We start from the raw sequence: 26,756 nt of genomic DNA on the forward strand, positions 1-26,756 counted from the left end.
CGCCCCTGTCGGGCCGGGGCGCGACCGGGTATCAGAAGCTTTGCTGCCCGGTTGTCTTTTCGATCAGCTTGTCGATCGAGACGGCCAGGACCAGCAGGAGACCGGTGACGATGAGGCGGATCTCGTTCTCGACACCCATGAGATTCAATCCGTTGCTCACGGTGCCAATCACCAGCGCGCCCAGCAGTGCCGCATGGATCGACCCACGGCCGCCAAACAGGCTCACTCCGCCGATCACCGCCGCAGCAATCGATTCCAGCAACAGGGTGCCGCCACCGACGCCGCCTCCGGAGAAGACCCCGACCCCGAGAGTGCGCGAGGCGGCGATGATGCCCGCCAGAGCCGCGACACCGCCGGCGATGGCAAAGGCGGCCATCTTGATCCGCGCCACATTGACGCCGGACCGACGCGCCGCTTCGTCGTTGTTGCCGACGGCGTAGAGGAACAGGCCGAACTGCGTCTCACGCAGGATGTAGCCCCCGATCCCGAGCAGGACCGCAAAGATCAGCAGGACGAGCGGGATGCCCTGGTGTGCGGTCAGGATCATGACCACGATGATGCCAAAGACGGTGGCTGCGGCCATCGGCAGTACCACGGCCTGCACGAGGGCCGTTTCAAGCCCGGCCTTCCGGCGTCCGGCGACTTCCGAGATGATCAGCGCGGCAAAGGCGGCCAATCCGATGAAGAGAACGATCCACGCCCAGCTGCCCGATATGTTGGTGAGGGCAATACGCTCGAGTCCGGTTCCGTTCAGGCTGTAACGGGCGGTTTCGGGCAGCAGGATCAGTTGCAGGCCATTGAGGGCAAGGCCGAGTCCGAGGGTGACCACGAATGACGGGACACCGACAAAGGTGACCCATCGCGCCGACAGGCTGCCGATGCCCGCACCAAGCAGGATGGCGATTGGAACCGAGATCCACGGCGAAAAACCGAACTCGACGATGAGTTTGGCCATCAGAACCGAGGTGACGCCGTTGATGGCGGCGACGGACAGATCGATTTCCTTGACCAGCAGGACGAACATCAGGCCCAGGGCCATGATGCCGACGACGGTGCTTTGCACCAGCAGGTTCGAGAGGTTGCGCGGCGTGAGGAACACATCGCTTTGTGAAGCGAAGAAGATCCACAGCGCGACAAGTCCGATGACGATCGGCAGGGCACGAAGATCGGTCGACAGAAGTTCGTTAAAACTTCGGCGCTTGGGTGGGAGCGTGGTTGTGCTGACATGGGCCATGTGTGAAGTCCTCGAGTGATGGGTGACTGCGGTTATCCCGCGAGATTGACGCCTTCGTTGCCGCCGACCATGGCGTTCACGACCTGCTCGCCCGTGACCTCACTGGACTTGAAGCTCGCGACATTGGCGCCCAGGCGCATGACTTCGATGCGGTCGGTGGAATTCACCACAAAATGATGGATGTCATGGCTGACCACGACAATGCCCAGCCCCTGGTCGGCCAGCGTTCGGATCAGCGTCGCGACACTTTCCGCGGCCGAATGGCTGAGCGCCGCGGTAGGTTCGTCAAGAATGACGACCTTGGGTGTCCAGAGGATCGAACGCGCGATGGCGATGTTCTGCCTCTGGCCGCCGGACATTGCGCCCACCGGCCGGGTCAGCGACATGCCGCCAAGCCGCATCCGGGTCAGAACCTCGCGCGCACGAACCTCGCTCTCGGCCCGGCGGATACGACGTCCGCCCCAGGGCGAACCGGTCAGTTCCCTGCCGAGGAACAGGTTCTGCACCGCGTCGAGATTGTGGCACAATGCCAGATCCTGATAGACCGTCTGGATGCCCAGCCTGGTCGCATCGGTGGGCGTGTTCACACGCACCGGCTTGCCCTCGAACAGATAGTCGCCTGAATCGGCGGCGTGAACGCCTGCCATCACCTTGACGAGGGTGGATTTGCCCGCGCCATTGTCCCCGACGAGCGCAACCACTTCGCCTGCATGGACATCCACCGATGCGCCACGCAGGGCGTGCAGCGATCCAAAATGTTTCTGAATGTTGCGCATCGAGATCAGTGGTGTCCCGCCGACAGGCGCCACCGTTCTCTGTTGCTCGGCTGTCAATGCCGCCATCTGTCGTTTCCTCCCTTAGATGAGTGAGTGGGCGGCGCAACGCCGCCCACAGCCTGGCCTAGAGATTGGCCGCGCAGACCTCGGTGCTCTCGATACCCTGGCAGATCTCTGCCCAGGTCCAGACACCCTTGGCGACAACCTCGTCCAGGGTATCCATCGTGATGTTCGACACCGGGAGGAAGATGGCCGGAACATCCAGATATTGATTGTTCACCGTGCCATTCACCAGATCCTGTGGCACGCCGTTTCCGGCAAGGATCGAAGCGGCGACATCGGCGGCGGCATTCGCCTCTACCTTCAGGTCTTTCAGGACCGAGTTGTCCTGCCAGCCCTGTGCAATGTAGCGCAGCGCCTCGACCGTGGCGTCCTGCCCGCCTGTGACGAGCTTCTCTCCGGGCTGGTAGCCCTGGCTGATCAGCGCGGCCACGGAGCCGCCGGTGGTGCCGTCATTCATGCCGACGAATATGTCGACGTCACCGCCGGTGCGGGTCAGGCAATCTTCGGCAAAGCTCTGCGCCAGAGTCGGATCCCAGTTGCGGGTGTATTGCTCGCAGACAACCTCGACCTTTCCGGATTCGATCAGCGGTGTCAGGAACTCGTTCTGGCCCTTTTCGTACTGGCCGGTGCCGAATTCGCCCTGGTTGCCCTTGACCCGGGCCACCTTGACCACCGCCTTGTCCATGCCCTGGATGAGTTCGGCGGCGCGCTTGCCCTGGGCCTGGCCGACCGAGAGGGAATCAAACACGACATGCGCCTCGGCCTTTCCGCCGATCGCATCGTGATCGTAGAGAACGACCGGCACGCCATCGACTTCGGCAGCGGCAAGGCCACCAGCGACAAGGTTGGCATCAGCCGAAGTCAGCATGATCAGGTCCGCGCCCTGCGCGATGGCGTCCTCGATCTGGCGTTGCTGCTGCTGCGGATCGCCCTGCGCGTTCTGCACGGTGACGGCGGCGCCCGGCATCTTCTCTTTCATCGCTTCGACGAAGAACGGAGCGTCGCGGCTCTCAAAGCGGATAGTGGTGGTGTTCGGCAGCAGAAAAAAGACTTTTTTTGCGTCCTGCGCATGTGCGGAACCGGCAATCGCCGTCGTCGCAAGAAGCGCGGTCAGTAGCAGTCTCATCAAGATTTCCTCCCTTGGGAAAGTTGCAAAATTGGTGTTCTGGAGCTACGCCCCCTCTGCGTGCGCTGCCATTCCGTTCCGGTTTTGCCTGTTGAGGCGTCGGACACGAAATCATTAACTTAAGCAACATGATGATTGGAAATGACTTCTGGGTCGCACAGTATATCATTCTGATATGAAAATTGATCCGCGCCACCTCATGCAACTGTCCGCCATCGTCGAAACCGGCGGCCTTACAGAGGCTGCGACGCTGCTTGGCACCAGTCAGCCCGCAATCAGCCGGATGCTGACAGCGCTCGAAGCGCGCCTCGGCCAGCCCCTGATACTGCGCGACCGCCGACCGCTGCAACCGACGCTGCTGGGGCGTGCCCTGGCCGAACAGGGGGACGCGATCCGGCTTGCCGCGCGACGCAGTGCGGACGTCGCGGACGCCTTGCGTCTGGGCGAAAGGGGCACCGTCAGGATCGGAGGCACCCCCTACTTCACGGACGCGCTGATCTCGGGGATGATTGCCGAGTTCCACGGCGCCCATCCCAGCGTCAGGGTCGATCAGCGTTACGGATACACCGCAGAACTGAAAGCTCTGGTGAAGAGCGGGCAGATCGACCTCGCCATCTGTCCGGTCGAGTTACTCGGAGAAGGTGACGAAGATCTGAGCTTCGAGGAACTTCTTCCCGGTCGGAACGTCGTCGCCTGTCGCGTCGGTCATCCGCTTACACATGTTCGACCGCTCCGTGCCGAGGCGCTGCTGGAATACCGCTGGATCGAACCGCCGCGCGGCAGCCCCCTCATCGCAGACCTGCGCACGGCGCTCCTCGCGATCGGTGCGAGGCAGGTGTCGGTGGTTTACACCGGCGGCTCGCTGACCAGCCTCGTCAATCACCTCAAAGCCAGTGACAGCCTGACGATTCTGCCCCACAGCGTTGTCTTCGCGATGCGAAAGTCGGAAGAGATCACCGCCCTCCCGCTTGATCTGGCGCATCCGCCGCGCTCGCTTGCCATCCTGCGCTCTGGCGTAAGCCCGGCACCGGCCAGCGCTACCCGCTTTGCAGAGCACGTCATATCGGCTTTCGCCGAGTTGCGATCGCTGATCCGCGAGCACGAGAGGAACTTTGATTGGGGCCGTGGCGACTGACGGAGGGCTGAGTGCCATCACCCCTGCGGCGCCGGTTCAGCTGTCTGTCGGCCGCTCCGGTTCGATCTGGCCGCGACGGGCCAGTGCGCGCGCCACGATCCAGACGCCCAGCGCCCATGCCGCGCCCAGTGTCCAACCGGCCAGCACATCCGATGGCCAGTGCACCCCGAGATAGACCCGGCTGACCCCGACAAGCACCGTCAACAGCCCGGCGCAAAGCATGTAAAAGGCCCTTATCCGACCGCGCTTTTCGACACGGGCCAGCATGACCGCCAGGGTCAGATAGGTGACCGCCGCCATCAGCGAATGCCCGGAGGGAAACGACGCGGTTGCGACCTCGACGCCGTGTGGCACAAGATCCGGGCGCGGACGCGAATAGCCCGACTTTGCCAGATGCGACAGCGACTGCCCGCCCAGGATGGTGATTGCCAGGAACAGCGCCGAGGCCGCCTGGCGGCGCAGGACGAGAAAGATGATCACCAGGAGCGACACAAGTGTCAGCACCGTGACTCCGCCCAGCGCAGTGATATCCCGCATCGCGATCTGGATCTGCGGTCCGCCAATCGGGTTCGCCGGATCACCGGGGGTGCGCAGGGCAAGCAGAACCGCCTCGTCAAAGGTGCGCAGGTCGCCATCAACCATTTCGGCCGCCAGGGCAAAGAACGCCCATAACGCGGCCATGATCACCAACAGCGCGGTCAGTGTTACGGTCTCTGCCCTGCGCAGCAGAGCGGTCAGGGGGGCGGGCAATTGCATGACGTCTCCGAATTGATCCAGCTTCTGAACATGGTCCTGCATTCTCCCGCGCCAAGTCAGGCCCGGGCGTTACCGCAGATTTTTTCCCGAATGATCCGACCCGAGCTGCGCGCCACCCGTCAAGGCCGCCGACGCGCGTTCGTCAGGATCAGCGGATCTCGTTGATATGGCAATGATCTTCGGTCAGTGCGGCAGGCCTTGTGGCGACCAGAGGCCGGTTCATCGAATCGCAGGACACCGCGTCGATGTCCAGCAAGGCGCCTACATCGTCCTCGGGAAGGTTCAGCAGCCGCAGATCCCCGGGGGTGGCGAGCCGGGTGGCGAGACGTTCGCGCACCGCCGCGATGCGCAACCCGTGGTGCTCGAGCAGCCATTTGAACACCAGCACCGGCACCTCTGCGGCCTGTGCCAGAAAATCCGGCACATTTGCCGGTGGCCTCGTCACCCGGTCCACCATGACGACACGACTTTCGATCATCCGCTGGCACAGCATGACGGCCACCGGCGCCGCGGGAGCCGTGGCTTCCGCTTCGGGGACGGGTATGCTGCCTTTGTCGATCTGATCGAGTCGCTCTTTGCCCGGTATGGCTCGGGGACCTCGCCAGACTTTGGCTGGGTGCGGAAGGCCGGACTGCGCCACATGCTGCTTGGCGGCCTGTCGCAGCCCGAGCGCAATGTCCAGCCGCCGATGAATTCACCACCGTTCAGGATCCTTGCGAACTGTCCGACGCCATCGCCTATTTTCTCGCCGACTTTGCCAAATCCAACCCCGCGCAAAGACGGGCCAAAACCCCGACAGAAGAATACTCAGATGACCTCGAAACTCAACCGCCGCGACTTTCCCACAGCCACAGCCGCCGGAGCGACCCTGGCCACCCTGCCCGGTCCGCTGCAGAAGGCACATGCCGAGGGCATTCAGAGGGACGGTACGCTGCGCCTTGCGCTGAACATCACCCCGTCGGTGCTCAATCCCATGCTGTCGCGGCTGAACCCGGAATACCTGCCGGGCGAACTGCTGCATTCCGGCCTCACCACTCTGGCCGCCGACATGTCGGCGCAGCCCGATCTTGCCACCGACTGGAGCGCCAATGCCAATGCTAATGCCACCGGGTGGCTTTTTAGCCTGCGCGAGATGCCGTCTTCTCGAACGGAGCGCCGGTGACCTCAGCCGATGTCGTGGCCACGTTCACCAAGCTGCTCGATCCCGCAACCGCCGCCCCCGGCAGCCGCAACCTGGGTCCGATCACCGAGGTCGTTGCCGACGGCGATTTCGGCGTGATCCTCCGCACCGCCTCGCCCTGTGCCGAACGCCGGTCACACTGACCTATCCCGCGGCCCTGGTGCTGCCCACCGTGATCTTCACCCAGGACTTTGACAGCCTGATGCAGACGCCGGTTGGCTCTGGCCCGTTCCGGCTTGCTGAATACTTGGCTGACGATGTGGCCATCGCCGAAAGGAACCCGGACTATTTCGTCGTCGGCCAACCCTGCCTCGATCGCATCGAGGTCAAGACATTCCCGGATGCGGTCGGCGCTGCCGCCGCCCTGCTTCAGGATTAACGCCTTCTGCGCCGCTGTGAACCTCGATGCTTTCGTGCGTTTCCGCGCCTCTCCCAGCCAGGAGAACTTAGCCCGGAACTCCAGCTTGAAGCGGTCCAGATTGCAGGGGGCAGAGCAGCCACAAGCTGCACCCAGACAGCGGACCGGGTGTCGCGCCGAACCACCGCAAACCCCGACATCGGGTCGAGAGATGCGCGGCGCCACACCCGTCGGCTTTGCGACAGGCCCGGCGCTGGCGCCCGGCCTCAGGACAGGCTGCGCGCGGCCACCGCCTGTTTCGACAAGGCACCGGCGTGCTGAATCACCTCGCGCGACAGCGCGGCCCCGGCGGTGATGTTTTCGGCCATGGTGCCGCCCGACAGGGCGCTCACCAGAAAGCCGGCGTTGAAGCTGTCGCCGGCGGCGGTGGAATCGACCACCCGGGCAACCGGCCTCGGGGCAACTGTCACCGTCTCGCCGCCCTCTGCCCCCAGCACCGGATCGGCGCCGTTCTTGACGATGATCCGCGGCACCCCTGCCGACCTGTAGCGTTCCAGCGTATCCTGCGGCGAGGCGTCGCCAAAGTGCGAGGTTTCGTCGTCGAACGAGGCCAGCACGATGTCGCTGAGCCCGGCAAAGCGCATCACCGTGTCGCGCATCTCACCGGCATCGGCCCAGAGCCGCGGGCGGATGTTGGGATCAAACGCCACCTGACCTCCCGCCTTGCGAAAGGCCGCCAGCGCCGCCGCGAGGTTGTCGCGTCCTGCACCTTCGAGGACCGCGATGGTGATTCCCGAAAGACAGACCATGTCGGCGCCGTCAAACGCCTGCGCCAGTGCCGCGGGATCCTCGGCCAGGCACCGCGCCGCGCTCTGGCTGCGCCAGTAGGAAAAGCTGCGCTCGCCATCCTGCAGGCTGATCAGGTACAGACCCAGCGTGCGGTCGTCGCGGCGCTGTACATGGGCTGTGCCCACCCCTGCGGCGGACATGAACGCGGCCAGCTCATCCGATACCGCGTCGCGGCCAATGGCCGAGACATAGTCGATATCCCAGTCGCGCGGACCCAGCTGCCGCGCGTACCAGGCCATATTGAAGGTGTCCCCCGCGAAGCCCTTGCGAAAGGCAGCGCCATCGGGGGCGATTTCGACCATGCACTCGCCGATAAAAACCAGACGCATTTGAATTACTCCTCGTCCAGGAACCAACTGTGGTTGGTTTCCCGCAATTGTTTGATGATTGATTCTATGGTGCCCAGATGGGCACGCATGGCGGTGACTGCCTCCTCGGAATTGCCGTTCCTCAAGGCTTCGACGATCACAAGGTGGTCCTCATAAGCGCGCTGCGACCCCGAGGCGAGCGACAGAAACCGGACCCGGTCGGTGTGTCCCTTGCTCTCGCGCACTGCATCCCAGACGAATTCCACCCCGGAGCGGGCGCACAGAATCTGGTGGAACGCATCGTCCAGCTTGTGAAAGGCAGCACGGTCCTCCTGGGCGACGGCAATCTTCTGTGCGTCCAGATTCGGCTGGAGCGCGGCAAAATCCGCCGGACCAAAACTCTCGGCAGCGATTCGCATCACCTCGACTTCGATTGCGGTCCGGATGAACCGCGCCCGGCGCACGTCCTGAATGTGGATCTTGCTGACCAGAGTCGCCTTTTGCGGCTGGATCACCAGAAAGCCCAGCTTGGACAGCCGGTAAAAGGCATCGCGCACCGGCTGCCGCGAGACGCCAAGTTGTTTGGCCACCTCGGATTCCGACATTTTCGTGCCCGGCGGCAAGGCCAGCGACAGGACCTGCGCGTGCAACGCCTCGTACACCTGATCGGTGACAGAGGCCCGCGCCAGCGGTTCCAGTGTGCCCAAACCGGCATTTTCAGACATGAGGCGACTCCTGTGGATTGACCGCACTACCAAACTAGCATATCAGTAGCCCAGAATACTAGACTGTGATAACTTAGATCATCACATCAAGATCGGAAAGCGAGCGGTTCCTTGCCCAGACTACATCCTGACAGACTGTTCCCCATCGAAGACAGTGCCCGCGGACTGGCGCGCGCCCTGCACGATTCCATCAAGGACCTGCCGATCATCAGCCCGCATGGCCACACCGACCCGCGCTGGTACGCCGAAAACGCGGCCTTTCCGGATCCGGCACAGCTGTTCGTGACGCCGGATCATTACGTGTTCCGGATGCTGTTCTCGCAGGGGGTGCCGCTGGAATCCCTGGGTGTGCCGCGCGCCGACGGCGGCCCGACGGAAACCGACGGCCGCAAGATCTGGAAGCTGTTCGCCGAGAACTATTATCTGCTGCGCGCCACCCCGTCGCGGATGTGGGTGGATCATGCCTTTGCCGAAGTCTTTGGCATCGAAGAAGAATTCACCCCTGCCAGCGCCGACCGGATCTACGATCACATCAGCGACTGCCTGGCCAGACCCGAGTTCCTGCCGCGGGCGCTGTTCGAACGCTTCAACATCGAATTGATCGCCACCACCGAAAGCGCGCTGGACGACCTGAAGTGGCACAGGATGATCGGCGACTCCGGCTGGACCGGCGGCAAGGTGGTGACCACCTATCGCCCGGATTCGGTGGTTGACCCCGATTTCCCCGATTTTGCCGCCAACCTCGTCACCTTTGGCGCACTGACCGGCGCGGACACCCTGACCTGGGCCGGATACCTGGACGCGCACCGCATCCGCCGCGCATTCTTCAAGGACCACGGCGCGACCGCCTCTGATCATGGCCACCCCTCTGCCCGCACCGAAAACCTGTCCTCTGCGCAGGCCGAGGCGCTGTTTGACCGCGTCAAGGGCGGCGGCGCCAGCGCCGAGGACGCCGACGCATTCCGCGGCCAGATGCTGACCGAAATGGCCCGGATGAGCATTGACGACGGTCTGGTCCTGCAAATCCATGCCGGTTCGCGGCGCAATCACAGCCCGGCGATCTTTGACCGCTTCGGGCGTGACAAGGGGTTCGACATTCCGGGTCGCACCGATTTCGTCGGCGACATCAAGCCGTTGCTGGATGCCTTTGGCACCGACCCGCGGCTGTCCGTGATCCTGTTCATGCTGGATGAAACCACCCAGTCGCGCGAACTGGCGCCGCTGGCAGGCGTCTATCCGGCGCTGAAGCTCGGACCGCCGTGGTGGTTCTTCGATTCCGCCGAAGGCATGAAACGGTTCCGCGAAAACGTGACCGAAACCGCAGGCTTCTACAACACCGCCGGGTTCAACGATGACACCCGCGCCTTCTGTTCCATTCCCGCCCGGCATGACGTCGCCCGGCGCGTGGATTGTGCATACCTCGCCACGTTGGTCGCCACAGGGCGGCTGCACGAGGACGAGGCCTACGAGGTCGCACAGGACCTCACGTACCGGCTTGTCAAACAGGCCTACCGGCTCTGATCGGGCCATTTCAGGGAGGAGACCCTAAATGAAAATCACCAGAACTCTTGCAGGCGCACTGCTGGCCAGCGTAGCCCTGAGCGGCGCCGCCTGGGCGGAATGCGAAGTGACGCTGAAGTCGTCCGACACCCACCCGGACGGCTATCCCACCGTCGCTGCGGTCAAGTCGATGGGCGAGGACCTCAAGGCCAAGTCCGACGGACGCATCTGCGTCGAAATCTTCGCCTCGGCCCAGCTGGGCGAAGAAAAGGACACCATCGAACAGACCCAGTTCGGGGTGATCGACCTCAACCGCGTCTCGCTCGGGCCGTTCAACAACATCGTGCCGGAAACCCAGGTTCCGTCCCTGCCCTACATCTTCCGCTCGGTCGAGCACATGCACAAGGTGATGGACGGCCCCATCGGTCAGGAAATCCTTGACGCGTTTGCCGGTGCCGATCTGGTTGGCCTGACGTTCTACGATGGCGGTTCGCGCAGCTTTTACAACTCGGAAAAGCCGATCACCTCGATGGCCGACATGGCGGGAATGAAGTTCCGCGTCATGCAGTCGGACATGTTCGTCGACATGGTGTCGGCCCTGGGCGCAAACGCAACCCCGATGCCTTACGGCGAGGTGTATTCCAGCATCCAGACCGGTGTCATCGACGGGGCCGAAAACAACTGGCCGTCCTACGACACCTCGGGCCACTTCGAAGTCGCCAAGTACTACACCCTCGATCAGCACCTGATCGTTCCCGAAGTTCTGGTGATGTCCAAGATTTCCTGGGACAAGCTCAGCCCCGAGGACCAGGCGCTTGTGCGTCAGGCTGCCAAGGATTCGACTCCCGTCATGCGGGAACTCTGGGCCGCACAGGAAAAGGTATCGGAAGACAAGGTTCGCGCCGCCGGCGTCGAGATCGTGATCGACATCGACAAGACTCCGTTCATCGAGGCGATGGTCCCGGTTTACGAAAAATACGTCACTGACGACACGCTCAAGAGCATGGTCGAGCGCATTCAGGCAACTGAATAACGACCGCTCGCTTCCCGCGGCCCGTGCCCTCTCCCGCACGGGCCGCACCCTTTTCCCTTTGATTGAGCGGACATCATGCAAAAAGTCGCGCTGGCGACCGGCCTTCTGGCACGGATCGCCCTCTGGATCGCCGGAATTGGCCTCGTCCTGATGACAGTGATCATCGCGGCGCAGGTGGTGTTCCGCTATCTTCTCAATTCTTCCCTGATCTGGAGCGAGCCCGCCTCGGTGATGATCATGGGCTGGTTCATCTTTCTCGGCGCCGCCGTGGGCATCCGCGAAGGCTATCACCTGTCCTTTGACGTGCTGCTCTATGTCCTGCCGGACAAGGCCAAGCTGTTCCTGTTCTCGGTTTCCGATCTGGTCGTCGCGGCCTTTGGCGGCGGCATGATCTGGTTCGGCTGGGAACTGGCGGCCAAGACGGCCGGAAACAAGCTGCCCTCGCTCGGCATATCGGGCGCATTCGATTTCATTCCCATCGTGGGGGGCGGCGTCCTGGTGCTGCTCTTTTCGCTGGAACGGGTGGCGCGCCGCGCCGCCGGCCTGCAAACCGCCCGCTTTGGCGATGCTTCCGACGTGGAGAACTGAGTGATGGAACTTTGGGTTCTGTTTGGCACCTTCGTGGTGCTGTTGCTGATCGGTACACCGGTCGCGTTCTGCTTGGGCGTGTCGTCCTTTGCGACCGTGCTCTATCTGGGACTGCCGCCGGTGGTGGTGTTCCAGCGGCTCAATTCCGGGGTGTCGGTGTTCGCGCTGATGGCCATTCCCTTCTTCATCTTTGCCGGCGACCTGATGGTACGCGGAGATATCGCAAGGCGCCTTGTCGCGCTTGCAGGCGGCTTTGTCGGCCACCTGCGTGGCGGACTGGGGCAGGTCAACGTCCTGGCCTCGGTGATGTTCGGCGGCGTGTCCGGCTCTGCCGCCGCCGATGCGAGCGCCGTTGGCGGCCTGATGGTGCCGCAGATGAAGGAACGCGGCTACGATGTTGATTATGCTGTCAGTGTCACGGTCGTAAGCTCGATCATCGCGCTGCTGCTGCCGCCCAGCCACAACATGATCATCTATTCGATCTCGGCAGGCGGCAAGATTTCGATCGCCGACCTGTTCACCGCCGGCATCATCCCGGGCTTTGTTCTGGCGCTGTCGCTGATGATCGCCGCCTACCTCGTGGCGAAGAAGCGTGGCTACCCCATCCAGGCGTTTCCCGGCTGGCGGATGCTCGGCACGCTGTTCGCAAGTGCCGCGCCCGGTCTGATCCTTGTCGCCATCATCTTTGGCGGCGTGCGTTCGGGCATCTTCACCGCGTCTGAATCCTCGAACATTGCCGTGGTCTATGCCATGCTGGTGACCTTCTTTGTCTACCGCACGCTCAGCTGGCACGACTTTGTCGAAGCGACCTTTGCCTCGGTACGCACCACCGCGATGGTGCTGATGGTCATCGGTTGTGCGGCGGCCTTTGGCTGGCTGCTGGCCTACACCCGGGTGCCCGCCGCAATGGTCAGCGCGCTTCAGGGCGTGTCCAACAACCCCATCGTGATCCTGCTGCTGATGAACGTGATGCTGCTGATCCTCGGCACCTTCATGGACATGTCGCCGCTGATCGTGATCACCACGCCGATCTTTCTGCCCGTGGCCCAGGCCTTTGGCGTCGATCCGGTGCATTTCGGGGTGATCCTGATCCTGAACCTCGGCATCGGCCTGTGCACCCCGCCCGTCGGCGCCGTGCTGTTCGTCGGCTGTGCCGTGGGTCGCATCCCGATCTCTGAAGCGATGAAATCAATCTGGCCGTTCTACGGCGCGGCCTTCGCCACGCTGATGGCTGTCACCTACATTCCGGCGCTGTCGCTCTGGCTGCCCGCGCTGTTCCACTGAGGAAACCTGCAATGCTGAACTCCTACCCCGAGATCGAAGCCGATACCGGTGTGCGCCGCCAGGTGCTGTCGGAAAACGAGGCGCTGATGGTTGTCGCCTTCCGCTTTCAGGACGGTGCCGAAGGCAAGCTGCACAACCACCCGCATGTGCAGGCAACGTTTGTGGAAAGCGGACGATTCCGCTTCACCATCGACGGCGACAGCTTTGAGGTCGGTCCCGGCGACAGCTTCGTGATCCCGTCCGAAGCGCGCCACGGCTGCACCTGCCTCGAGGCCGGCACCCTGATTGATACATTCACACCCCGTCGCGACGATTTTCTGTAAATTTACGCCCCCGACTTCCGTGATAAGGACCAAATTTCATGACCCAAGCTGAAACCCGCTACGCCATAGACCCCGCTTCGGCCAAGGGACTCGACACTCAGGGCCTGCGCGACCATTTCCACGTCGGCGGCTTGTTTCAGGACGGCGAGATCAAGCTGGTCTATTCGCACTACGACCGCCTGCTGCTTGGCTCTGCGGTGCCTGCGGGGGGGAGCCTGACGCTGGACCATGTGCCCGAGACCGGCACCAGGACCTTTCTCGAGCGCCGCGAACTGGGCGTGCTGAACATCGGCGAGACCGGCGAGATTGCGGTGGGTGGCGAAACCTACACGGTCGAGCATGGCGAGGTGCTGTATGTCGGCATGGGCGCCGGTGCGGTCACGTTTTCCGGCAAGGGCCGGTTCTACATCCTCTCGGCCCCGGCGCACCGCACCTGCCCCACCAGGCTGATCAAGGTCGCAGAGGCCCGCCGGGTCGAGCTGGGATCGAAGGAGCAGGCCAACGAGCGGGTCATCATCCAGCTGCTGCACCCGGACGTCTGCGAAAGCTGCCAGTTGCTGATCGGCTATACCCAGTTCGCCGAAGGCTCGGTCTGGAACACCATGCCCGCGCACCAGCATGACCGCCGGATGGAGGCTTATCTCTATTTTGACATGAGCGCGGACCAACGGGTGTTCCACTTCATGGGCCAGCCGCAGGAGACACGCCATATCGTCATGGCGAACGAAGAGGCGGTGATCTCCCCGCCCTGGTCGATCCACTCGGGGGCCGGCACCGGCAGCTATACCTTCTGCTGGGCGATGGCCGGGGACAACATCGACTTTACCGACATGGACATGATCCCGATGGAGGATCTGCGATGAGCTTTTCGCTGGACGGCAAGACCGCGCTGGTGACCGGCGCCAACACCGGCATCGGTCAGGCCATCGCGGTGGCGATGGGCGCCGCCGGGGCCCGGGTGATCTGCGCCGGGCGGTCGTCCTGCGCACAGACCGTGGAGCTGATCGCCGACGCAAGGGAACTGACGCTGGATTTCGCCGACCCGATGGCGGCCAGGGACGCCTTTTCGGACGAACCGATCGACATTCTGGTCAACAACGCCGGGATCATCCGCCGCGGCGACTCGGTCGATTTCACCGAAGCCGACTGGGACGACGTGATGGACGTCAACCTCAAGGCCGTGTTCTTCACCTGTCAGGCCTTTGCCCGCGCCGTGCTGGCCCGCAACGGCAGCGGCAAGATCGTCAACATCGCGTCGCTGCTGTCGTTTCAGGGCGGCATCCGCGTGCCGTCCTACACCGCCGCCAAACATGGCGTGGCAGGTCTGACCAAGATCCTGACCAACGAATGGGCCGCAAAGGGGATCAACGTCAACGCCATCGCCCCGGGCTATATCGAAACCAACAACACCGAGGCCCTGCGCGCCGATCCCGAGCGGAACAAGGCCATCCTCGAGCGCATCCCCGCCGGGCGCTGGGGTGACGCCAAAGATATCGCCGGCACCGCGGTTTTCCTGTCCTCGCCCGCCGCCGACTACATCCACGGCGCGGTGCTCAACGTTGATGGAGGCTGGCTTGCCCGCTGATCTCTCCCCTCTTGTCCGCAGCGCCGGGCCGCGTCCCGGTGTCGGTATCGTGCACCTTGGACTTGGCGCCTTTTTCCGGGCCCATGGCGCCGTTTACGTGGCCGAGGCGATGGCTGCGTCGGGCGGAGACTGGGGCATTCTTGCCGCCAGTCTGAAAAGCCCCGGCACCCGCGATTCCCTTGCGCCGCAGAGCTTTGCCTACACGGCGCTCGAGGCCGGTCCCGAGGGCGACACCGCACGGCTGGTCGAGGTGATCGAAGACGTGCTGGTCGCGCCCGAAGACCCCGCGGCGCTGGTCGCCGCGATGGCCGATCCCGGCGTGAAGATCGTGACCCTGACGGTGACGGAAAAGGGTTATTGCCACAACCCGGCCACGGGCGATCTGAATCTGGACCACCCGGACATCGCCCGGGATCTGAACGACCCGCTGCCGCGCAGCGCCCCCGGTTTTCTGGTGCGCGCGTTGCAGGCACGCCGCCGCGCGGGGGTGCGCCCCTTCACCGTGCTGACCTGCGACAACCTTCCGCACAATGGCGCCGTGGTGCGCCGCGCGGTGCTTGATCTCGCCCAGGCCATCGACCCCGACCTGGCCGCGTGGATCGCCGCCGAAGGCCGGTTCCCGTCAACGATGGTGGACCGCATCGTACCAGCCACCAAACCCGCCGACCTGGCGCGGGTCGCGGCGCTGACCGGTCGTCAGGACGCAGCCCCCGTGATCCACGAACCGTTCCGCCAGTGGGTGGTCGAGGACGACTTTGTCGACGGCGCACGCCCGGATCTGGGCGCGGTCGGTGTCCAGCTTGTCCGCGACGTGGCGCCCTTCGAGTTGATGAAGCTGCGGATGCTGAACGGCACACATTCGTCGCTGGCCTATCTGGGCTATCTTGCGGGCCACGAGACGATTTCGGATACGGTTGCGGATCCGGTCTTTGCCGACTTTGCCCGGCATCTCTGGAGCCGGGAGATCATGCCGACGCTCAACGCGCCGCAAGGCACCGACCTTGGTGCCTATGCCGATGCCCTGCTGAAACGTTACCAGAACCCCGCGATCCGTCACCTGACCTGGCAGATCGCCATGGATGGCAGCCAGAAGCTGCCGCAACGGATGCTGGGCACGCTGGGCGACGCCTCCACCCCCTGCCCGGGCCTGTGCCTCGCCGTGGCGGGCTGGATGCGCTATGTTGGCGGCATCGACGAAACCGGCGCGGTCATCGACGTGCGCGACCCGCTGTCCGCCGAACTGAAGCGCCTGTCGGACAGCGCGGACACGCCTGCCGACAAGGTCGCCGCGCTGCTGGGCCTGCGCGCCGTGTTCTCGGAGACAATCGCGGCACGGTTGCAGGCGCCTGTCACAGCCGCCTATCACGCTCTTGTCGCCAAAGGCGCGCGGGACGCCGTTCGTGAGGTTCTGTCATGATTGAAAGCTGGCGCTGGTACGGTCCCTACGACAAGATCACCCTGCCGGAAATCGCCCAGACCGGGGCGACAGGCATCGTGCACGCCCTGCACGAAGTCCCGTATGGCGCGGTCTGGACCCAAGAGGCGATCGCCGCCCGCAAGGCCGAAATCACCGGTGCGGGGTTTGACTGGACCGTGACCGAAAGCCTGCCGATCCACGAAGCGATCAAGCGCGGCGACGGCGATCTGTCGGCGCTGTTCGCCAATTACCGCCAGTCGATGGCCAATCTGGCCGCCAATGGCGTCAACACCGTCTGCTACAACTTCATGCCGCTGCTCGACTGGACCCGCACAGATCTTGCCGCTCCCGTGGCCCGCGGCGGCACCTGCCTGCGGTTCGAACAGGCCCGCATGGCGGCGTTCGAAATCCACATGCTGGAACGGGACGGCGCCGAAGACGACTATTCCCCCGAGGTCCGCAACAAGGCCGCCGCCTGGTTCCAGCGCTCGAGCGAGGCTGACCGCGACGCGCTGCTGCATGCCATCATGTCCGGCCTGCCCGGCGCCTTCGACCGCTATGACGTCGCCGGTCTGCGCAGCGCGCTTGCCGCCTATGACGGCATCGACCGCGACAGCCTGCGGGCCAACTACAAACGCTTCCTGCAAGAGGTCATTCCGGCGGCCGAAGACCTGGGCATGGTGTTCTGCGTCCACCCCGACGACCCGCCGCGCGACATCCTCGGACTGCCGCGCATCGTCTCGAACGGCGACGACATCGGCTGGATCCTGTCCGCCGTGGACAGTCCGGCGAACGGGTTGACCCTGTGTTCAGGCTCGCTGGGCGCGAATCCCGCCAATGACGTTCCGGCCATCGCCGAACGTTTTGCCGACCGCATCCGGTTTGCCCATCTGCGCAATGTGCGCAAGGATGCCGACGGCTCCTTTGAAGAGGCGGCACATCTGGACGGGGACACCGACATGGTGGCACTGATCCGCGTGCTGGTCACCGAAGAGGCCCGCCGCCGTGCCGACGGAGAGGACTTCGCCCAGATCCCCATCCGCCCCGATCACGGCCATGAACTGCTGTCGGATCCCGAGCGCGGCTCGGTAGTCGGCTATCCGCTGATCGGGCGGCTGCGCGGGCTGGCGGAACTGCGCGGTGTGACCCGCGCGCTGGAGCAGGTGCACAACCATGGCTGACCCCATTCTGCTGAAATCGACCGACACCGTTGTCCTGCTGCCCGAACGTCTGCCTGCCGGGGCCGACCCGCTGGGCATCGGTGCGCCGCTGGAACGGGCCGTGTCGGGCGGGCACAAGATCGCCCGTGTGGCGATGTCGCAGGGGGATGCCATCTACAAGTTCGGCCAGATCATCGGCCATGCCACCCGCGACATCGCGGCCGGCGCGCACGTGCACAGTCACAACTGCGCCTTCTCGGATCATTCCCGCGCCTATGACATCGGCGCCGATCTGGCCATGGCCCGCGCCGCCGTGCCGGTGCTCGCGCCCCGGACGTTTCAGGGCTATGCCCGCGACAACGGCCAGGTTGGCACCCGCAACATGATCGCGCTCTGTGCCACGGTCAATTGTTCGGCCACGGTGATCCGCCGCGCGGCAGCGGAAATCGAGCTGTCCGGCCTGCTGGATGCCTATCCCAATGTCGACGGCATCGCCGCCTTTGCCCATGGCACCGGCTGCGGCATGGCGGCTTCGGGCCGGGGATTTGACATATTGGACCGGGTGCTCTGGGGGCATGCGACCCATCCCAACGTCGGCGCGGCCATCTTTGTCGGCCTTGGCTGCGAAGTGATGCAGATCGCCCGGATGCAGTCGCGCGCCGGCGGCGGCGAGCGGATCACCGGCCTGACCATCCAGGACACCGGCGGCACCCGCGCCACCATCGACGCCATCAAGTCCAAGGTGGCCGAGGTGCTGCCGCGCGTGAATGCCGTGTCCCGGACTCCCTGCCCGGCATCGGCACTGAAGGTGGCCCTGCAATGCGGCGGCTCGGACGGCTATTCCGGCCTGACCGCAAATCCGGCGCTGGGGCTTGCCTCGGACCGGATCGTCGGGCTGGGCGGCACCGTGGTGCTGTCGGAAACCCCAGAGATCTATGGCGCCGAGCAGTTGCTGCTGCGCCGCGCGGCCACGCCGGAAATTGCCGAAAAGCTGCTGGCGTGCATCCGCTGGTGGGAAGAATACACCGCGATGAACGGCGGGTCGATGGACAACAACCCCAGCCCCGGCAACAAGCAGGGCGGGCTGACCACGATCCTGGAAAAGTCGCTGGGGGCCGTCGCCAAAAGCGGCAACACGCCATTGACGGCGGTGTATGACTACGCCGAACAGATCACCCATGCCGGATTTACCTTCATGGACACGCCGGGCTACGACCCGGTCTCGGCCACGGGGCAGATTGCGGGCGGCGCGCAGGTGCTGTGCTTTACCACAGGGCGCGGTTCCGCCTTTGGCTCGAAACCGGCGCCGACGATCAAGCTGGCCACCAACGATGCCCTGTTTGCGGCCATGCCCGAGGACATGGACATCAACTGCGGCGATGTGATGAGCGCGGGCGTCAGCCTTGAGACCAAGGCCGACGAGATCGTCGAGAAGATCCTGGCCACCGCCTCGGGGCAGGTGACAAAATCCGAAGCACTGGGTCTGGGCGACAATGAATTCGTGCCCTGGCAGATCGGTGCGGTGATGTAGCGGCGTGGCGTCTGTCGCCGGACGCCCTCCGGATTCCGCTTAAGACCCGAGAATGCGGGACCGAAAGTCGACCACTGACGTCAGATCACATGCGGTTTCTCGTACACTTCTGGCGTCAATGGCGTGCCGTCACGGTCAAAAGCGTGTGCGGTGTAGGTGTTGACATGCGGCGGAATGACGGTGCCGCGGCGCGCCACCCCAAGGAAAATATGTTTCGACTTGTCCGGGGTGAGATCGAACCAGTTCGGATCATCGAAGGTGCCGCCGTACACCCCGACGACGTTCTCGAAGCGCTCGAATGTCAATAACAGCTTGGTGCCGCAGGTGTCACAGAAATGAATCCGGACCTCCTTGCCGCTGCCTTCTGATACATGGGCATAAGTCTTTGGCGTTCCCCGGGTGACGCGGATGTCCTGTGCATCAAAGATTGGTTCGACCAGATAGGCGCCCCCTGTCGCACGCTGACAGAACCGGCAGTGGCACAGGGTGACCCGCGACGGCTGATTTCCGGCTTCATACCTCAATTGTCCGCAAAGACATCCTCCCTGCGCTTTGATCATCGTCACCCCTCCCGTTTGTTCCGGCCATGCCCGGTTCTGGCAACCATGGTATCGGACAGCATCGTTTACTGTCACGCCATTCCGCTGGTGGGACAAATGCCCGATCCGCCGTCCCGACCCTACAGCGGCAGCGCGCTGGTCGATTTGATCTCTTCCATCGACAGCAGAGCTGTCACATTGTGCACCTTCACCTCGGAAATCAGCGCCTGATAAAACGCGTCATAGGCGCGGGCGTTGCGCACCCGCACCTTGAGAATATAGTCGATATCCCCCGCCAGCCGGTGTGCCTCCTGCACCTCGGGGCGTTCGCGCAGCGCCTTGAGAAAGGCCCGCTGCCAGGCCGCCTCATGCTCGGATGTGCGGATCAGGACAAAGAAACACGCCTCGAATCCCAGCGCCTCGGCGTCCAGAGTCACCGTCTGTGCGCCGATGACCCCGGCTTCGCGCAGCTTGCGGATTCGGTTCCACACCGGGGTCTTGGACGAGCCCACAGCCTTGGCAATGTCGTCCAGTGACCTGCTGGCATCGGTCTGAAGCTCGATAAGGATTTTCCTGTCTGTCTCGTCGATCCGAACCATGGTCCCTCCTTTTGCGCTGCAGCGAAACCAAAGGCCTACAGCGCCCCCACACCTAGGACACATGTCCTTGTTTTTGCAATCCCCTAGTCAAAATACGGGAAAAAATTCTATATCTACGCCCAAGACGCAACCACACGAACGGAGTCCAGCAGATGCAGCATTTCCCGATCTTCGTCGCCCTGGCAGGCCGACGTGTGGTCCTGTCCGGCGGCGGCGAGGCCGCGCTGGCAAAATTGCGTCTGCTGCTCAAGACCGAGGCACGCCTGACGGTCATATCCGCCAATCCCGCCCCCGACATCCTGGCATGGGAGTCGGCGGGGCGGCTGTCCGTCCTGCGCCGCGCGATGCAGCCCGGGGATGCCGACGGCGCCGTGCTTTTCTACGCCGCCGACGAGGATGCCGCGGAAGATGCGCGCACCTCGGCGCTTGCGCGGGCGGACGGCGCGCTGACGAACATCGTCGACAATCTGGACGACAGCCAGTTCATCACCCCGGCCATCGTCGACCGTGACCCGGTCACCGTCGCCATCGGCACCGAAGGCGCTGCCCCGGTCCTGGCCCGCCAGATCAAGGCCGACCTGGAAGAGCGCCTGCCCTCGGGGCTGGGCAGGCTGGCGCGCATCGGCAAGGGCTTTCGCAAGATGGCCGATGCCCTGCCGATGGGCCGCAGACGCCGCGACTTCTGGTCCGACTTCTATCTGGGCGCCGGCCCGCGCGCCCTGAGCGCAGGCGAAGACCAGGTGCGCGACACGCTGGATGCCCTGCTGGACCGTTACATGTCCGCTGCGGACCGCCCCGGACATGTCGCCTTTGTCGGCGCGGGCCCGGGTGACCCCGAGCTGCTGACCCTCAAGGCGCGCAAGGCGCTGGACAGCGCCGACGTGGTGATTCATGACCGCCTGATCAGCCCCGAAATCCTTGAGCTTGCCCGGCGCGAGGCGCTGATGATCGACGCCGGCAAGGAAGGCTTTGGCCCCTCGATGTCACAGTCGGACATTGACGCGCTGATCGTGGAACATGCCCGGGCCGGTGCCCAGGTCGTGCGGCTGAAATCCGGCGATCCGACTGTCTTCGGGCGTCTGGACGAAGAGATCGACGCCTGCACCGCAGCCGGGGTCACCTGGCATATCGTGCCCGGCATCACCGCCGCCTCGGCGTCGGTCGCGGCCATCGGGCAGAGCCTGACCCGTCGCGAGCGCAACGCCAGCGTGCGGTTTCTGACCGGCCACGACATGAAGGGCTTTGCCGATCACGACTGGAAGGCACTGGCCCGCTCCGGCGAGGTTGCGGCGATTTACATGGGCAAGAAAGCGGCGCGCTTTATCCAGGGCCGGTTGCTGATGCATGGCGCCGACCCGGCCACAGCGGTCACGGTGATCGAGAATGCATCCCGCCCGGACCAGAAGATCATCGCCGCCACCCTGTCCACGCTGCCCGCCGATCTTGCCGCGGCCGATATGAACGGCCCTGCCCTCACCCTCTATGGTCTGGCGCCGCGTGCCGCGCAGACTGTCCTTTCCCAGATAGACCGCCAGGAGTTCGCCTGATGCCCCGCACCTTCACACCCAAGGTTGTCACTGCCAATGCCCTGATCGAAGGCGATGTGATCTATCTGGCCGCCGACGACAGCTGGACCCGGGAGCTGCGCAATGCCGATGTCCTCACCGATGAGGCCGTGGCCCAGATCCGTCTGATCGAGGCGTCATCGCGGGTGTCCGAAGCGGTGGGCGTTTACCTGGCAGATGTCACCCCGACATCCGACGGCCCGCAGCCCAAGCACTTTCGCGAGGATTTCCGCCGCAAGGGTCCATCGAATCATTTCCACGGAAAACAGGCATCCGGGCTCTGAGAAAAATCTTGAGAAAGATTTTTGCCAATTTTCTTGCGAAGAAAATTGTCCCAGCCCCGCCGACAGGAGACAGCCATGTACCGCTATTCCGACTTTGATGCCGCGTTTGTGGCCGAGCGCAACCGCCAGTTCCGTCAGCAGGTCGAACGCCGCATCGACGGGTCTCTGACCGAAGATGAATTCAAACCCCTGCGGCTGATGAACGGCCTCTATCTGCAACTGCACGCCTACATGCTGCGCGTGGCCGTGCCTTATGGCACCCTCTCCGCACCGCAGATGCGCCAGCTGGCCTACCTGGCGGAAAAGTGGGACAAGGGCTACGGCCACTTCACCACCCGCCAGAACATCCAGTACAACTGGCCCGAACTGCGCGACATCCCGGACATGCTCGACGCGCTGGGCGAGGTGCAGATGCACGCCATCCAGACTTCGGGCAACACGATCCGCAATGTCACCGCGGACCATTTTGCCGGCGCCGCGGCGGACGAAATTGCCGATCCGCGCCCGGTGGCGGAACTGATCCGCCAGTGGTCCACCGATCACCCGGAATTCCAGTCCATGCCGCGCAAGTTCAAGATTGCCGTCACCGGCAGCGCCCATGACCGTGCGGTGATCCGCGCCCATGACATCGGGTTGCGTATCGTCGAGCGCGGCGGCGCACGGGGCTTCGAGGTTCTGGTCGGCGGCGGTCTGGGGCGGACGCCGATGATCGGCAAGGTGATCACGGATTTCCTGCCGGGAGCTGATCTGCTGCCGTATCTCGAGGCGATCGTGTCGGTCTGGAACCTGATCGGACGTCGCGACAACAAGTACAAGGCCCGCATCAAGATCACCGTGCATGAGCATGGCATCGACGAAATCCGTCGCCTGGTCGATGCCCGGTTCGCCGAACTGCGTCCGGCGTTCAGCGGCGTCGACCAGCAGATGCTGGCTGACATCGAGGCGCAGTTTGCCCCGCCCGCATTGCGCGATGCCTCGGTTGCCCCGTATCAGACCGCTTATGACAGCGATCCGGTGTTCCGCTCCTGGGCCGACACCAACCTGACCGCGCACCGCGACCCGCAGCATGTGATCGTGGAAATCAGCCTCAAGGCCCATGGCGCGACCCCGGGGGATGCCAGCGCCGAGCAGATGCGCGTGATGGCGGACCTTGCCGAACGCTTTGGCCACAACGAGTTGCGCGTCAGCCACGAGCAGAACATCGTCCTGCCGCATGTGCACAAGTCGGACCTGCCGCAGATCCATGCGATCCTCAGGCAGCACGGTCTGGCCACCGCCAACATCGGGCTTATCTCCGACATCATCGCCTGCCCCGGCATGGATTACTGCGCCCTGGCCACCGCCCGCTCGATTCCGATCGCGCAGGAGATCGCCACGCGGTTTGACGACCTCAAGCTGGAACACGAGATCGGCGATCTCAAGATCAAGATCTCGGGCTGCATCAACGCCTGCGGCCATCACCACGTCGGCCATATCGGCATCCTGGGTCTGGACCGCGCGGGGGTGGAAAACTACCAGATCACCCTGGGCGGAGACCACACCGAAACCGCCGCACTCGGGGCCCGCACCGGCCCCGGCTTTCCGGCCGAGGAAATCGTCGGCGCGGTGGAAACCATCGTGAACACCTATCTCGACATCCGGCTCGGCCGCGACGAGACCTTTATCGAGACGTTCCGGCGCACCGGCATGGACCCGTTCAAGGCGGCGCTGTATCCGGCGAAAGAAGAAAGACAGGCCGATGCCGCGTGACATCTCTCCGCTGTTGCGGAGCGAAGACAGCCCCGCCGGGCCCTTGCCCGACGCGGGCGCGCCCCGGACGCTGCCCGATCTCGCCGCCCTGCGCAGCCGCGTCGCCGCGCTGAACGCCCGGTATCGCCACCATGGCGCGACGGATGTGCTGCGTGGTGCGCTGAAGGATCCTGAAGCGGGCCGCATTGCCATGGTGTCAAGCTTTGGCGCCGAATCGGTGGCGTTGCTGCACCTTGTGGCGATGGTGGACCGCACCACGCCGGTGCTGTTCATCGACACCCGGCTGCTGTTTGCCGAAACGCTGGTCTATCAGGCGGAAATGGCCGAACGGCTGGGCCTGCGGGACGTGCGCATCCTGACCACCGACGCGGCGAGCCTGCAACAGCGCGATCCCTATGGCGCGCTGCGGTTCTCCGATCCCGACGCCTGCTGCGCCCTGCGCAAGAATCTGCCGCTGGAAAACGCGCTGCAGGACTTTGACGGCTGGATCACCGGTCGCAAGCGGTATCAGTCGGGCACCCGGGCCAGTCTCGATTTCTTTGAACTCGAAGAGGCGACAGGCCGGATCAAGGTCAATCCGATGGCGCATTGGGCGCCCGAGGACATCCGCGCCTACATGGACGAAAACCGCCTGCCGCGGCATCCGCTGGTGGCGCAGGGCTATCCGTCGATCGGTTGTGCGCCCTGCACCTCGAAAGTGGCCCCGGGTGAAGACCCGCGTGCCGGACGCTGGCGTGGCCAGGACAAGGATGAATGCGGCATCCATTTCATTGACGGCAAGGCCGCCAGACAGACCCAAGAGGGAGAGAGCGCATGAGCGTGATCGTGACCGATACCGGCTTTGGCCCGGATGACTGGACCGGCGGATTTTCCGGCTGCGACGCAGAGACCACGCCCGGTGTCGCGCTGGACCTGCCGTCCGACACCCCCGAGGACCAGCTGGACGCGAAGCTGATGACGGCGCCGATGCTGCGCATCGCGTTTCCCAGCGCGGCGGACGGGCGGGGGTTCACCCTGGCACGCCTGCTGCGGCTGCGCGGCTACAGCGGACGGCTGCGCGCCTTTGGCCATGTGATCGCCGATCAGTATGCCATGGCCCGCCGCTCGGGGTTCGACGAGGTCGAGATCAGCGAAGACCTCGCCGCCCGCCAGCCCGAGGATCAGTGGCTGTTCCGTGCCGACTGGCAAGAGCACAACTATCAGGCCCGCCTGCGCGGCTGACAGCCGCGGCACGCCGCGGCGCTTGGGACCAAGTGCCGCGTTCCGCCCCTTCCAGACCCCATGTACAGAGGTGCCGGACCCAGACGTCCGGCAGATGCAACAGATGACCGAGCAACGCCCCGTGAGCCAGACAGTGACAGACGCCAAAGCCGTAAAGGTTCCGACCCTGCCGGACGCCCAGAAGATCACCGAGGTGACTCACTGGACCGACCGGCTGTTCTCGTTCCGGGTCACGCGCCCCGCGTCGCTGCGGTTCCGGTCGGGCGAATTCGTGATGATCGGCCTGATGGGGGAACCGGATCCGAAGACCGGCAAGCAGAAACCGCTGCTGCGCGCCTATTCCATCGCCTCGCCCTCCTGGGACGAAGAGCTGGAGTTCTATTCGATCAAGGTGCAGGACGGTCCGTTGACCTCGCGGCTGCAACACATCCAGCCGGGGGACGAGCTGATCCTGCGTCCGAAACCGGTCGGCACCCTGGTGCACGACGCGTTGCTGCCGGGCAAGCGGTTGTGGCTGTTCGCCACCGGCACCGGATTCGCGCCCTTCGCCTCGCTTCTGCGCGACCCGCAGACCTATGAGGACTACGACGAGGTCATCATGACCCACACCTGCCGCGAGGTGGGCGAGCTGACCTATGGCGCCCGGCTGATCGAGTCGCTGAAATCCGACGAACTGATGGTCGAGCTGATCGGCGCCGAAAACCTGGGCAAGCTGCGCTATTACCCGACGACCACCCGCGAACAGAGCCCGAAAATGGGTCGCATCACCGACCTCATGCGCGACGGCACGGTGTTCCGCGACCTCGGCGTGCCGCAGCCGACCCCCGGAACCGACCGGGCCATGGTCTGCGGCAACCTCGCCTTCAACCTTGAAATCAAGGAGATGCTCGAAGGCTACGGGCTTGAAGAAGGCGCGAACTCCGACCCCAAGCACTATGTGGTGGAAAAGGCCTTTCTCGACTGAGGTCCGCTCGGGGCTCCCGACACAGGGATGCTGTGCTCGGCGTCCCGGGGGCAGAGCGCGCCGACATGCGGATCTGTTGCACAGTGGCGCGGAATCCTTGGAAACATCGCTATTTGCCGCTTGAACCGCTCGCGTCCGGCCATTACCTTGCGCCCCTGACGCGAAGGACACAAAAGGAATTTTACCATAGCCCGCAGACCCCACAACGCGCCCCCACAGCGCGAAACCGGCCCCCGCATCAATGACCGCATCCGTTCACCCGAAGTCCGCCTGATTGGCGCGGACGGCGAAAATGTCGGCGTTGTGACGCCTGCCCGTGCCATGGAAATGGCCGAAGAGGCCGGCCTTGATCTGGTCGAGATTTCTCCCAATGCGGCCCCGCCGGTCTGCAAGATCATGGATTTCGGCAAGTACAAGTACGAGACGCAGAAACGCGAAGCCGAAGCGCGCAAGAAGCAGAAGATCATCGAGGTCAAGGAAATCAAGTTCCGGCCCAACACCGACATCCATGACTATGAAGTCAAGATGCGGTCGGTCTTCAAGTTTCTTGAAAATGGCGACAAGGTAAAGATCACCCTGCGCTTCCGGGGCCGCGAGATGGCCCACCAGAACCTCGGGCGTGAACTGCTCGAGCGGGTGGCCGAGGATGTCAAGGAAGTGGGCAAGATCGAAAACATGCCCAAGATGGAAGGTCGCCAGATGATCATGATGATCGGACCGGTGTCCAAGTAAGCTGGCCCTGTATTTCAGTTCGGCTTCAGGGGTGCGCGTCGGCGCGCCCCTTTTGTCTGTTCAGGGACGCGTCGGACGCGCCCCCGGTGTCGGGATCTGCGCCTAGCTGTTCAGTCCCGGCATCTGGTGGATCGGGTTGACGATGAATCTTTCCGGTTCTGAAGTCCAGATC

Annotated in this window: 30 protein-coding genes; 21 read left to right on the top strand and 9 right to left on the bottom strand. The window is 64.0% G+C overall.

The genetic code is table 11. From position 1 onward, the window contains the following. Positions 1-31: 31 nt before the first annotated feature. From FOY53_RS14850 to FOY53_RS14860, 3 genes are read right to left on the bottom strand one after another with little or no spacing between them, the layout of a single operon-like run. Positions 32-1,234: a sugar ABC transporter permease gene (locus FOY53_RS14850; RefSeq protein WP_146590190.1), complete on the bottom strand. Its 1,203-nt coding sequence runs from the start codon at positions 1,232-1,234 to the stop codon at positions 32-34. 32 nt (positions 1,235-1,266) lie between these two features. After that, a complete protein-coding gene (locus FOY53_RS14855; RefSeq protein WP_146590192.1) occupies positions 1,267-2,076 on the bottom strand; it encodes an ATP-binding cassette domain-containing protein in 810 nt (269 codons plus the stop codon). Between the two features lie 58 nt (positions 2,077-2,134). Beyond that, the gene (locus tag FOY53_RS14860) at positions 2,135-3,199 is read right to left on the bottom strand and encodes an ABC transporter substrate-binding protein (RefSeq protein ID WP_146590194.1); all 1,065 of its coding nucleotides are present in this window, start codon (positions 3,197-3,199) and stop codon (positions 2,135-2,137) included. 199 nt (positions 3,200-3,398) lie between these two features. Between FOY53_RS14860 and FOY53_RS14865 the strand changes: the two genes are divergently transcribed. Beyond that, positions 3,399-4,334 carry a LysR family transcriptional regulator gene (locus FOY53_RS14865; RefSeq protein WP_246107417.1) on the top strand — a complete coding sequence of 312 codons (936 nt, stop codon included), beginning with the start codon at positions 3,399-3,401 and terminating at the stop codon, positions 4,332-4,334. 36 nt (positions 4,335-4,370) lie between these two features. On the opposite strand, the gene FOY53_RS14870 is transcribed toward FOY53_RS14865, so the two are convergent. Together FOY53_RS14870 and FOY53_RS14875 are read right to left on the bottom strand one after the other, a co-directional pair. Further along, on the bottom strand, positions 4,371-5,132 hold the full coding sequence (locus FOY53_RS14870; RefSeq protein ID WP_146590198.1) for a phosphatase PAP2 family protein: 762 nt from the start codon (positions 5,130-5,132) through the stop codon (positions 4,371-4,373). Positions 5,133-5,238: 106 nt separating this feature from the next. Then, positions 5,239-5,730, bottom strand: coding sequence for a UTRA domain-containing protein (locus FOY53_RS14875; RefSeq protein WP_281289575.1), 492 nt, complete (start codon positions 5,728-5,730; stop codon positions 5,239-5,241). Between the two features lie 171 nt (positions 5,731-5,901). On the opposite strand from FOY53_RS14875, the gene FOY53_RS14880 reads away from it, so the two are divergent. Genes FOY53_RS14880 through FOY53_RS14890 form a run of 3 tightly spaced genes read left to right on the top strand, consistent with a single transcriptional unit; the run spans position 5,902 to position 6,649 of the window. After that, positions 5,902-6,252 carry a hypothetical protein gene (locus tag FOY53_RS14880; RefSeq protein ID WP_146590202.1) on the top strand — a complete coding sequence of 117 codons (351 nt, stop codon included), beginning with the start codon at positions 5,902-5,904 and terminating at the stop codon, positions 6,250-6,252. Next, a complete protein-coding gene (locus FOY53_RS14885) occupies positions 6,249-6,413 on the top strand; it encodes a hypothetical protein (RefSeq protein ID WP_146590204.1) in 165 nt (54 codons plus the stop codon). The genes FOY53_RS14880 and FOY53_RS14885 overlap by 4 nt, the downstream gene beginning before the upstream one ends. Before the next feature lie 17 nt (positions 6,414-6,430). After that, complete coding sequence (locus FOY53_RS14890; protein ID WP_146590206.1) at positions 6,431-6,649, top strand: ABC transporter substrate-binding protein; 219 nt, start codon at positions 6,431-6,433, stop codon at positions 6,647-6,649. Positions 6,650-6,894: 245 nt separating this feature from the next. On the opposite strand, the gene FOY53_RS14900 is transcribed toward FOY53_RS14890, so the two are convergent. Both FOY53_RS14900 and FOY53_RS14905 read right to left on the bottom strand, forming a co-directional pair. After that, complete coding sequence (locus FOY53_RS14900; RefSeq protein WP_222435265.1) at positions 6,895-7,806, bottom strand: sugar kinase; 912 nt, start codon at positions 7,804-7,806, stop codon at positions 6,895-6,897. A gap of 5 nt (positions 7,807-7,811) precedes the next feature. Beyond that, positions 7,812-8,510: a GntR family transcriptional regulator gene (locus FOY53_RS14905; RefSeq protein ID WP_146590209.1), complete on the bottom strand. Its 699-nt coding sequence runs from the start codon at positions 8,508-8,510 to the stop codon at positions 7,812-7,814. 111 nt (positions 8,511-8,621) lie between these two features. Here FOY53_RS14905 and uxaC point away from each other — a divergent pair, with 111 nt between their 5' ends. The 10 genes from uxaC to FOY53_RS14955 all read left to right on the top strand — a co-directional run bounded on the left by uxaC (position 8,622) and on the right by FOY53_RS14955 (position 18,931). Beyond that, positions 8,622-10,031, top strand: coding sequence for a glucuronate isomerase (gene uxaC / locus FOY53_RS14910; protein WP_146590211.1), 1,410 nt, complete (start codon positions 8,622-8,624; stop codon positions 10,029-10,031). Positions 10,032-10,059: 28 nt separating this feature from the next. Further along, complete coding sequence (locus tag FOY53_RS14915) at positions 10,060-11,043, top strand: TRAP transporter substrate-binding protein (protein ID WP_146590213.1); 984 nt, start codon at positions 10,060-10,062, stop codon at positions 11,041-11,043. Positions 11,044-11,118: 75 nt separating this feature from the next. Next, positions 11,119-11,631 (top strand): TRAP transporter small permease, encoded by a 513-nt coding sequence (locus tag FOY53_RS14920; RefSeq protein ID WP_146590215.1) that lies wholly within the window; start codon positions 11,119-11,121, stop codon positions 11,629-11,631. A 3-nt stretch (positions 11,632-11,634) separates the two neighbouring features. Next, positions 11,635-12,915 (top strand): TRAP transporter large permease, encoded by a 1,281-nt coding sequence (locus FOY53_RS14925; RefSeq protein WP_146590217.1) that lies wholly within the window; start codon positions 11,635-11,637, stop codon positions 12,913-12,915. A gap of 11 nt (positions 12,916-12,926) precedes the next feature. Beyond that, a complete protein-coding gene (locus FOY53_RS14930) occupies positions 12,927-13,238 on the top strand; it encodes a cupin domain-containing protein (RefSeq protein WP_146590219.1) in 312 nt (103 codons plus the stop codon). A 38-nt stretch (positions 13,239-13,276) separates the two neighbouring features. Next, complete coding sequence (gene kduI / locus FOY53_RS14935) at positions 13,277-14,101, top strand: 5-dehydro-4-deoxy-D-glucuronate isomerase (protein WP_146590221.1); 825 nt, start codon at positions 13,277-13,279, stop codon at positions 14,099-14,101. After that, entirely contained in the window at positions 14,098-14,823 is a 726-nt protein-coding gene (gene kduD / locus FOY53_RS14940) for a 2-dehydro-3-deoxy-D-gluconate 5-dehydrogenase KduD (RefSeq protein ID WP_146590223.1), read from the top strand. Before kduI ends, kduD begins: the two co-directional genes overlap by 4 nt. Beyond that, positions 14,801-16,240: a mannitol dehydrogenase family protein gene (locus FOY53_RS14945; protein ID WP_146590225.1), complete on the top strand. Its 1,440-nt coding sequence runs from the start codon at positions 14,801-14,803 to the stop codon at positions 16,238-16,240. The genes kduD and FOY53_RS14945 overlap by 23 nt, the downstream gene beginning before the upstream one ends. Further along, positions 16,237-17,421, top strand: coding sequence for a mannonate dehydratase (gene uxuA, locus FOY53_RS14950; RefSeq protein WP_146590227.1), 1,185 nt, complete (start codon positions 16,237-16,239; stop codon positions 17,419-17,421). Before FOY53_RS14945 ends, uxuA begins: the two co-directional genes overlap by 4 nt. Continuing rightward, positions 17,414-18,931, top strand: coding sequence for a UxaA family hydrolase (locus FOY53_RS14955; protein ID WP_146590229.1), 1,518 nt, complete (start codon positions 17,414-17,416; stop codon positions 18,929-18,931). The genes uxuA and FOY53_RS14955 overlap by 8 nt, the downstream gene beginning before the upstream one ends. Before the next feature lie 80 nt (positions 18,932-19,011). On the opposite strand, the gene FOY53_RS14960 is transcribed toward FOY53_RS14955, so the two are convergent. Both FOY53_RS14960 and FOY53_RS14965 read right to left on the bottom strand, forming a co-directional pair. Next, complete coding sequence (locus FOY53_RS14960; RefSeq protein ID WP_246107418.1) at positions 19,012-19,566, bottom strand: GFA family protein; 555 nt, start codon at positions 19,564-19,566, stop codon at positions 19,012-19,014. Between the two features lie 44 nt (positions 19,567-19,610). Further along, positions 19,611-20,069, bottom strand: coding sequence for an Lrp/AsnC family transcriptional regulator (locus tag FOY53_RS14965; protein ID WP_146590230.1), 459 nt, complete (start codon positions 20,067-20,069; stop codon positions 19,611-19,613). Positions 20,070-20,221: 152 nt separating this feature from the next. Between FOY53_RS14965 and cysG the strand changes: the two genes are divergently transcribed. The 7 genes from cysG to infC all read left to right on the top strand — a co-directional run bounded on the left by cysG (position 20,222) and on the right by infC (position 26,584). Next, positions 20,222-21,616 carry a siroheme synthase CysG gene (gene cysG, locus FOY53_RS14970; RefSeq protein ID WP_146590232.1) on the top strand — a complete coding sequence of 465 codons (1,395 nt, stop codon included), beginning with the start codon at positions 20,222-20,224 and terminating at the stop codon, positions 21,614-21,616. After that, the gene (locus FOY53_RS14975; protein ID WP_146590234.1) at positions 21,616-21,918 is read left to right on the top strand and encodes a DUF2849 domain-containing protein; all 303 of its coding nucleotides are present in this window, start codon (positions 21,616-21,618) and stop codon (positions 21,916-21,918) included. Before cysG ends, FOY53_RS14975 begins: the two co-directional genes overlap by 1 nt. 75 nt (positions 21,919-21,993) lie before the next feature. Further along, complete coding sequence (locus FOY53_RS14980) at positions 21,994-23,667, top strand: nitrite/sulfite reductase (protein ID WP_146590236.1); 1,674 nt, start codon at positions 21,994-21,996, stop codon at positions 23,665-23,667. Further along, positions 23,657-24,484 (top strand): phosphoadenylyl-sulfate reductase, encoded by an 828-nt coding sequence (locus FOY53_RS14985; protein WP_146590238.1) that lies wholly within the window; start codon positions 23,657-23,659, stop codon positions 24,482-24,484. The genes FOY53_RS14980 and FOY53_RS14985 overlap by 11 nt, the downstream gene beginning before the upstream one ends. After that, positions 24,481-24,888 (top strand): DUF934 domain-containing protein, encoded by a 408-nt coding sequence (locus FOY53_RS14990; RefSeq protein ID WP_146590240.1) that lies wholly within the window; start codon positions 24,481-24,483, stop codon positions 24,886-24,888. The genes FOY53_RS14985 and FOY53_RS14990 overlap by 4 nt, the downstream gene beginning before the upstream one ends. Positions 24,889-24,991: 103 nt before the next feature. Beyond that, on the top strand, positions 24,992-25,852 hold the full coding sequence (locus tag FOY53_RS14995) for a ferredoxin--NADP reductase (protein ID WP_146590261.1): 861 nt from the start codon (positions 24,992-24,994) through the stop codon (positions 25,850-25,852). A 237-nt stretch (positions 25,853-26,089) separates the two neighbouring features. Further along, positions 26,090-26,584 (top strand): translation initiation factor IF-3, encoded by a 495-nt coding sequence (infC, locus tag FOY53_RS15000; protein WP_439332546.1) that lies wholly within the window; start codon positions 26,090-26,092, stop codon positions 26,582-26,584. Positions 26,585-26,756 lie beyond the last annotated feature (172 nt).

It is taken from the genome of Puniceibacterium confluentis (assembly GCF_007923445.1).
GTDB classification, from domain to species: domain Bacteria; phylum Pseudomonadota; class Alphaproteobacteria; order Rhodobacterales; family Rhodobacteraceae; genus Puniceibacterium; species Puniceibacterium confluentis.